General features: G+C 47.0%; 5 protein-coding genes. 2 read left to right on the forward strand and 3 right to left on the reverse strand.

What is annotated here, in order from left to right; all coding sequences use genetic code 11:
- Nucleotides 1-11 precede the first annotated feature (11 nt).
- Both ACE5CV_RS04580 and ACE5CV_RS04585 read right to left on the reverse strand, forming a co-directional pair.
- Entirely contained in the window at nucleotides 12-1,421 is a 1,410-nt protein-coding gene (locus tag ACE5CV_RS04580) for an anthranilate synthase component I family protein (RefSeq protein ID WP_374948983.1), read from the reverse strand.
- A gap of 213 nt (nucleotides 1,422-1,634) precedes the next feature.
- Nucleotides 1,635-2,081, reverse strand: a complete 447-nt coding sequence (locus ACE5CV_RS04585; protein ID WP_374948984.1) for a cytochrome B — start codon at nucleotides 2,079-2,081, stop codon at nucleotides 1,635-1,637.
- 144 nt (nucleotides 2,082-2,225) lie between these two features.
- Here ACE5CV_RS04585 and ACE5CV_RS04590 point away from each other — a divergent pair, with 144 nt between their 5' ends.
- A complete protein-coding gene (locus ACE5CV_RS04590; protein ID WP_374948985.1) occupies nucleotides 2,226-5,306 on the forward strand; it encodes an amidohydrolase family protein in 3,081 nt (1,026 codons plus the stop codon).
- 22 nt (nucleotides 5,307-5,328) lie between these two features.
- Nucleotides 5,329-6,648 carry an amidohydrolase family protein gene (locus ACE5CV_RS04595; RefSeq protein ID WP_374948986.1) on the forward strand — a complete coding sequence of 440 codons (1,320 nt, stop codon included), beginning with the start codon at nucleotides 5,329-5,331 and terminating at the stop codon, nucleotides 6,646-6,648.
- 201 nt (nucleotides 6,649-6,849) lie between these two features.
- Here the strand turns inward: ACE5CV_RS04595 and ACE5CV_RS04600 are convergent, their stop codons facing one another.
- The gene (locus tag ACE5CV_RS04600) at nucleotides 6,850-8,043 is read right to left on the reverse strand and encodes an anhydro-N-acetylmuramic acid kinase (RefSeq protein ID WP_374948987.1); all 1,194 of its coding nucleotides are present in this window, start codon (nucleotides 8,041-8,043) and stop codon (nucleotides 6,850-6,852) included.
- Nucleotides 8,044-8,294 lie beyond the last annotated feature (251 nt).

An 8,294-nucleotide genomic window follows, 5' to 3' on the forward strand; every position in this document is an offset into this window, starting at 1 on the left:
TCTGATCTTTTCTATAGCGTCTCTGCCAATTCAAGTGCTTTGCGCAGTGCAGCTATTTTGTTATCTACTTCTTTTAATTCACTCTCTGCAACAGATCCTGCCACAATGCCTGCGCCCGCCTGGTAGTGCAGTGTGTTGTTCTTGCTCAGGAACGATCTGATCATGATAGCGTGGTTAAAATCGCCGTTAAAGCCAAAGTAGCCGATAGCCCCGCTGTAAAAGCTGCGTTTTGTTTTCTCATTCTCGTCGATGATCTCCATCGCGCGGTACTTGGGGGCACCACTTAGGGTACCTGCCGGGAAAGTATCCGCCACAATTTTGAATGATGACGTACCCTGCTTTAATTTACCGCTCACGTGCGATACCAGGTGGATAAGGTGCGAATAGTATTGTACCTCTTTAAAGGCCTTTACGCTCACCTGCTCGCAGTGGCGGCTCAGGTCGTTGCGGGCAAGGTCAACCAGCATCACATGCTCGGCGCTCTCTTTAGGGTCGGCTTCCAGCTGGCGGGCCAGTTCGGCATCTTTTTCGTCGTCTCCGCTGCGTTTAAACGTACCCGCTATCGGGTAAATGCCGGCAACGTTATTTTTAACCGTGATCTGCGCCTCGGGCGATGAACCAAAGATCCGGAAATCACCAAAATCAAAATAGAACAGATAAGGCGACGGGTTGATAGATCGTAGTGCCCGGTAAACGTTAAATTCATCTCCCAGGAAACCGCGGGAAAACGCCCTCGACGGCACTATCTGGAACACATCGCCCCGGTAAATGTGCTGTTTCATTTTTTCGACAATGGCAATAAACTCTTCGTTGGTGAGGTTAGACTTTTCCGTTTCGCTGCTTTTAAAGCTATATTCCGGGAAGTTCTTGTTCTTGATCAGGTCAGCAATTTTTTCCAACCCATTGGTTTGGGACTGTCCCTGCACCTGGTTGTGAAAAATGTACAATTCATTTTTAAAGTGATCTACTGCGATGATGTATTGGTAAATATGATATTGCATCACCGGGATCCTCCGGGTGGTATCGTCTGACTTTTTAAGCTTAATGGTTTCAAAGTGTTCAACCGCCTCATGGGTAAAATAGCCAAATAACCCGTTGGATATTACTTTACCGGTTTGCTCATTTGCATCAAAACGCCCTAAAAAGCGGGTGATCTCATCGGTTAGTTCAAACGTACCCGGGGCTTTAGTTTCTTCCGCCCCGTCGGGGAACTTCATTTTCAGCTGATCATCGTCAAGCACAAAACCGCTTATTGGTGCGCAACAAATGTAGCTCATACTATTTTCGCGGCTATGATAGTCCGAGCTTTCCAGCAGCAGCGAATTAGGGAACACATCACGCAAACGCAGGTAGATGCTTACCGGGGTTGTAGTATCGGCAAGCAGTTTTTTTTGGGTGGTGGTAATTTTATAAGTATTCATTTTATCTCAGAGTATTAAACAAAAAAAACCGGCGAATTGAGCGTTCGCCGGTTTCAAATTAGGTTTATATTTGATTAGTGTACTATATATCAAAAACTATCCGGCTGCTATGTTTTGCATAGTGCCACCAATTGGTATTATGAGTAGTTTTTGTCATATGTGGAAACAAATTTATAAAGAAATTTGAATTACCAAATTTTTTTCTTCTGTTTTTTAGTGGGTTACGCCAAAGAACGGGCGCTGGCTCTGCACAATGGCTACCGCAACTACAATAAACGCCAGGATATAAAATATCGCTATGGAGCGGTGCTTTGCTTCGGGCAGCGCCGCTTTTTTGGATTTGCTGTGGCCGATAGTGATCAGCACTATCGCAAATATCATCATCGTGATATGCTCCACCGTCCAGTACCGGGCCATCGGGTCTTTCATGGTTGTTTTGGCAAATACTACAAACGGACTTAAAAAGTATAAGACCAGCCCCAATAAAAATTGGGTGTGAGCCGATATCATGGCAAACAGATTAAGCTTGCGGTTGCCATCGGTATATCCTTTTTTGCCCAACCAACCTGCAAGGGCGCCAATAATTGCTGCAAGGATCAAAATAATTACGATGTAACGGAAACCGGAGTGGAAATATTTGAAAAAGCTATACGCGGTCATGACCTTATTTTTTTTGCTACTAATATAGGTATTAAAATATTTTGCCTTATTAATTGTAACAAACTTGTGCGCCAATAGCTGCTAAAACACTAATAATCTTGAATATTTATATATTTAATGCGATTAACTTAACTGACAAACTAAATGAAAAAACTTTTACTCTTTTGTTTCTCGGTACTCACGCTGCATGTGGGTTACGCGCAAGAAACTTTTCCGGTAAACGGCTCGTGGGACATTCGCCCGGGGGCTTATGCATTCACCAATGCAACCATTGTAACCAGTGCCGATGCCAGTATCAAAAACGGCACGCTACTTATTAAAGACCGCGTGATAGAAGCTATCGGTGCGGATGTTAAAGTGCCTAAAGGCTATGTAACGGTAGATCTTAAAGGTAAATTTATTTATCCCGGCCTGGTTGATGCTTACACCACTTATGGTATGCCCGAGGCGCCGCGCCAGGCATTTGCTGCCGGCGGTTTCGGCCGCTCATCTGTACCGGTATCTACCAAGCCCGGTGCCTACGGCTGGAATGAGGCCATTAAGCCGGAGATGAGTGCCAAAACGGTTTTCCATGTAAATGCTACCGCTGCCGAAGCTTTAAAAAAGAACGGTTTTAGCACTGTGCAATCCCTTATTCATGATGGAATAGCACGCGGCACATCCATTACCGTTAGCCTTGCCGATGAGCGCGACAATTATGTTATCCTGAATGATAACACTGCCGCGCATTACTCGTTCAGCAAAGGTACCGCGGCAACCAATTACCCGTCGTCATTAATGGGCAGCATTGCTTTACTGCGCCAAACTTATTATGATGCCCAATGGTACAAAACGCAAAAGCAGGAGTACAACATCTCATTAGATGAATTTAACCGCACGCAAACCCTGCCGCAGATCTTTGAGGTGAGTGATCCGCAAAGCATTTTCCGCGCCGCCAAGATCGCAAGGGAATTCGGCAAACAGTATATCTTTAAAACTGATGGATTGGAGTACCAGCGTATCGCAGCTGTAAAAGCAACCGGCGCATCGCTTATCATCCCCTTAACCTTCCCTGCTGCATTTGATGTAGAAGATGCTTTAGATGCCCGCAGCATAGGCTACGAGCAGTTAAAGGGATGGGAGCTTGCCCCAACCAACCCCGCAACTTTAGAAAAAGCAGGCGTTAAATTCGCCATTACCTCATACGGCATAGCCAATGCGCGCGATTTCTGGACTAACCTGCGCAGCGCCATCAACTACGGCCTTACGCAAAAACAAGCCTTAAATGCCTTAACTACTATCCCTGCAGAAATGTTGGGCGTAAGCGATAAAGTAGGCACCCTGGCAAAAGGTAAGATGGCCAGCTTCCTGATCACTTCTGACAGCTTGTTCAAAGCTGATAACGTGATCTATGAGAACTGGGTTGAAGGCCGCCAGTACGTTGTATCGAAAATGGATGTGTCTGACCTGCGTGGCAACTATACCATGGCGGGCGATGGCTTTGCCAACACCACGCTCAAAATAAGCGGCACACCTGGCACCTACGAAGCAAACGTGGAGCGCACCGGTGCCGATAGCGCTAAAGCGCGTGGCACCATTACCCGCACCGGCGATGATGTGAGCATATACTTTAATCTGCGTACTAAACCGGCAGGCGTTATCCGCCTGGCGGGCCATATATCTTCTGCATCGCCGTTAACCATACGAGGCAACGCGATCATGCCCGATGGTTCGCAATCGGCATTTAGCGCGGTTTATGCCGGTGCGGCACCCGCAGCGCAGGCAGCCCGCCCCACCCCAAAACCAAGCATTGCTGTTGGCCCGGTCGTTTATCCGTTCACCGCCTTTGGTAACGCCGAGGCACCAAGAGCCGAAACTGTACTATTTAAAAATGGCACCGTTTGGACAAACGAAAAGGAAGGCATCCTGCAAAATGCGGATGTGCTGATAGAAAACGGTAAGATAAAAGCCGTAGGAAAAAATCTATCTGCCGCAGGCGCTAAAGTGATTGATGCTACCGGTAAGCACATTTCTGCAGGTATTGTTGATGAACACTCGCATATTGCCGCTACAGGCGGTATTAACGAGGGTACACAATCGGTAACATCAGAAGTCCGCATCGCCGATGTGATCGACGCGGAAGATGTAAACATTTACCGCCAGCTGGCCGGCGGTGTTACAACATCGCACATCCTGCACGGCTCGGCTAACGCTATAGGCGGCCAAACCCAGCTAATAAAAATGCGCTGGGGTAAATTACCCGAGGAAATGAAGTTTGAAGGCAGCGATGGCTTCATCAAATTTGCATTGGGCGAGAATGTGAAGGGTAGCAATAACAATGTTCAATTTGGCCAGGTGCTGCGTTTCCCGCAAACACGTATGGGTGTTGAAGAGGTTTATGTAGATGCCTTTACCCGTGCAAAAGAATACAAAGCGGCCCGCGCAGTTAAGGGCAGCACCGCCCGCCGCGACCTGGAGCTGGATGCCTTATCCGAAATTCTGGATAGCAAACGGTTCATTACCTGTCACTCCTATGTACAATCGGAAATTAATATGCTGATGCACGTTGCCGACTCTATGGGCTTTAAGATCAACACCTTTACCCACATATTAGAGGGTTATAAGGTGGCCGATAAAATGAAGGCGCATAACATTGCCGGATCGACCTTTAGCGACTGGTGGGCTTACAAAAACGAGGTGGCCGAGGCTATCCCTTATAATGGTAAGCTAATGCACGAAGTTGGTTTGGTAACCGGCTTTAACTCAGACGATGCCGAGATGGCACGCCGCTTAAACCAGGAAGCCGGCAAGGCAGTTACTTACGGCCACATGAGCCAGGAAGAGGCTTTAAAACTGGTAACGCTTAACCCGGCTAAAATGCTGCACGTAGATAACCGCATTGGCAGCCTCAAAGCAGGTAAAGATGCCGACGTGGTTTTATGGTCGGCTAACCCGCTATCAATTTATGCTGTGGTTGAAAAAACTTATGTTGATGGGATCCCTTACTGGGACTTATCACAAGCTGCCGCTAAACAAAAAGCAATGACTAACGAGAGCGCCCGTATTGTGCAAAAAATGCTGGAGTCTAAAAACGCCGGCAACAACACGCAGCGCCCTGCATTTGGCCGCCGCCCGCGCCTTTACGAGTGCGAAAGCTTAGAGGAAGACAACTTTGTAGTTGCTGATGAGTACACCGAAATGGAAAAAGTGCGCTCGGCAGAGAGAAGAGCAGCCAAAATCAAGTAAACCCCCTAATTAAGAAATCAACATGAAAAAAACTATATTAACGTTAGGAGGATTATTGCTTGGCATTAACCTCATTTACGGGCAGGCAACCATATTGCCGGCAAAAGCACAAAGCAAACCGGTGGTAATTACCGGTGGCACCATTCACGTAGGCAACGGCCAGGTGATCAACAACGGGTACATTACTTTCGATAAAGGTAAAATAACCGGTGTTGGCGAAGGTGCCGGCCCAACAGGCGCTTATGAAGTAGTTAACGCTTCAGGCAAACAAATTTACCCTGGCTTTATAGCACCCATGACCACCCTCGGATTGGTAGAAGTGGAGTCGGGCGCCCGCGGTACGGTTGATGATGAAGAAACCGGCGACCTTAACCCGCATGTACGCTCGATTGTTGCTTACAACACCGATTCTAAAGTGATCCCTACTGTACGTACAAACGGCATTTTGCTGGCGCAGCCTACACCTTCGGGCGGTACCATTTCAGGCACATCGTCTGTAGTACAGCTGGATGCCTGGAACTGGGAAGATGCTACTTACAAAAAAGACATGGCAGTGCATTTAAACTGGCCGTCTGCCGCGGCAGGTCGTGGCCGCAGGGGTGGTTTTAACCCTGCAGTACCTGGTGTAGCGCAGGAAACCCCTGCCGAGCGTGCGCAAAAATCTATCGATGCCATTACACGCTTATTTGTTGAAGCAAAAGGCTATGCTGATGGCAGCAGGCCGGCTACTGCAAACATCCGGTTCGAGGCGATGAAGGGATTATTTAACGGCACTAAAAAGCTGTTTGTAATTGCCGATGGCGCTAAACAAATTATGCAGGCTGTTGCTTTTGGCAAGCAAATGGGTGTACCAGTAGTAATTGTAGGCGGCAAAGAGTCTTACCTGGTTACTGACGTTTTAAAAGAGAACAACGTACCGGTAATACTACGTGAAACACAAACCTTGCCGGACAGGGATGAGGATGACGTGTACCTACCTTACAAATTACCCAAAATGCTGCAGGATGCAGGTGTGCTATACGGCCTTACCGGTATCGGTTTTTGGCGCCAGCGTAACCTGCCCTTCGAGGCCGGCGAAGCTGTTGGTTACGGTTTAACTAAAGAGCAGGCGGTATCGATGATCAGCCTGAACAACGCCAAAATTTTGGGTATCGATAAAACCACCGGCTCTATAGAAACCGGTAAAGATGCCAACCTGTTTATTTCAACCGGCGACGCGTTGGATATGATAGGCCTGAATGTAGAGACTGCATTTATCCAGGGCCGCAACATCAACCTGGATAACCTGCACAAACAGCTTTACCGTAAATTCAGCGAGAAATATGGCTTAAAAGCCGATTAACGCAATCGAATATCTTTTAATTAATAGCGATGGGTTTATACCCGTCGCTATTTTTGTTTATGCGATGCCCTACCACTTTCATGAAAATTAGCACACTGAAAAGCAGCCGTTCACGATTGTTACAAACTAAAAAAATCAAATAGCTGATAATGAGTCGTTTGTAATATTTCGCAAGTGTTCACGGCAGTGAACGTGAACACTTTATCGGGGAAAACTGAATTTCCCCATCAGCACCGCCGGGTTACTGCCGATCTGCAACGGCTCGCCGCACAGGGCCTCATTACCTAACAAGGCAAAAAGTATGGCCTCTTTAGCATCGGGATCAATGCCTAAATCCTCAGTGTTACCTATCATTATATCCGGTAAGGCCTTTTTTAGATAGTCTGTCACAAACGGGTTCCTGGCACCGCCGCCACTGGTAAAGAGTTTAATGCCATTAAGGTTAAAATTTGCCCGGATAAACTGCGCTATCGACCTCGCGGTAAACGCACTTAAAGTAGCCACAAGGTCGGCTTTACTGATATTGAGCAGCCGGGTTGCCTTTTGTGCATCTGCAACATATTCAAGATTAAATAGTTCAGGGCCGGTAGTTTTTGGCAGGGCCTCATTAAAAAAAGGGTGGTGCAAAAGAGCATCCAGCAACGTATCATTTACGGTACCCGAGTAAGCTATTTCAGCATCCTTATCATAAGCCTTGCCGAAGTATTTACGGCAGGCGGCATCTATCAAAGTATTGCCCGGGCCAATATCTGTACATATGATACGGGAGTTGTCGCCATTACCGGGCAGATAGGTTAAATTGGCAATTCCGCCAATGTTCAGCAAAATACGGTCCTCACCAGGTAAGCTGCCTAAAATAACATCCCCATATAATGCCAACGGCGCACCCTCTCCGCCCGCAGCGATATGTTTTTGACGGAAGTCGCTTATGGTTAAAATTCCGGTACCTACGGCTATATGGTCGCCATCGCCGATCTGCAGGGTAGCGTTGCCGTACCCGGTTTGGTTATGCTGATGTTTTGGCGCATGATAAATGGTTTGCCCATGGCTGGCAATGAAATCTACATCGGTTGCCGCTACACCCCATTCTGTTAATGCCTGCAAAATTAACTTTGCATGAAAACTGCCGGTAAAAGCATTTAAAAGGGTTACTTTTTTCAAAGAAACCTGCTTTTTTGCAAACACTTCCTGTACTCTTTCTTTAAAATCCGCATCGTATGGTATAGTGATAAAGTGCTTTAGTGTGAACCGGGTATTTGTGCCATGGCCGGTAAAACTGCAAAGAGCAATATCCAAACCATCCAATGATGTGCCGGACATCAGGCCTATACCCAAAGTTTCATTTTTCTGTGCTACGTCGACTAAATTTTGCAGGTTATGGTTTAATTTCGGCATGCCCTAAATTAATTGTTTTAGCGCCCGGCGCAAATAAAAATAAAGTGGCCTTTATTTAAATAGTTGAATATATTTGTTTTGTAACCTTTATAAACACGATCAACCCCCTGATTATGGCAAGATTAAACTTATTGGAAGAGACGCGTTATGAGAAGCTGCCGGTAACGGTTTATGCCGATCAGGCAACGGCATCGGTAGCAGTGGCGCAGCGCATCGCAGCGCTCATCCGCACCCGGCAGTCCGAAGGCAAA

Origin of the sequence: Mucilaginibacter sp., assembly GCF_964263795.1 — a bacterium.
Classification (GTDB): Bacteria; Bacteroidota; Bacteroidia; order Sphingobacteriales; family Sphingobacteriaceae; genus Mucilaginibacter.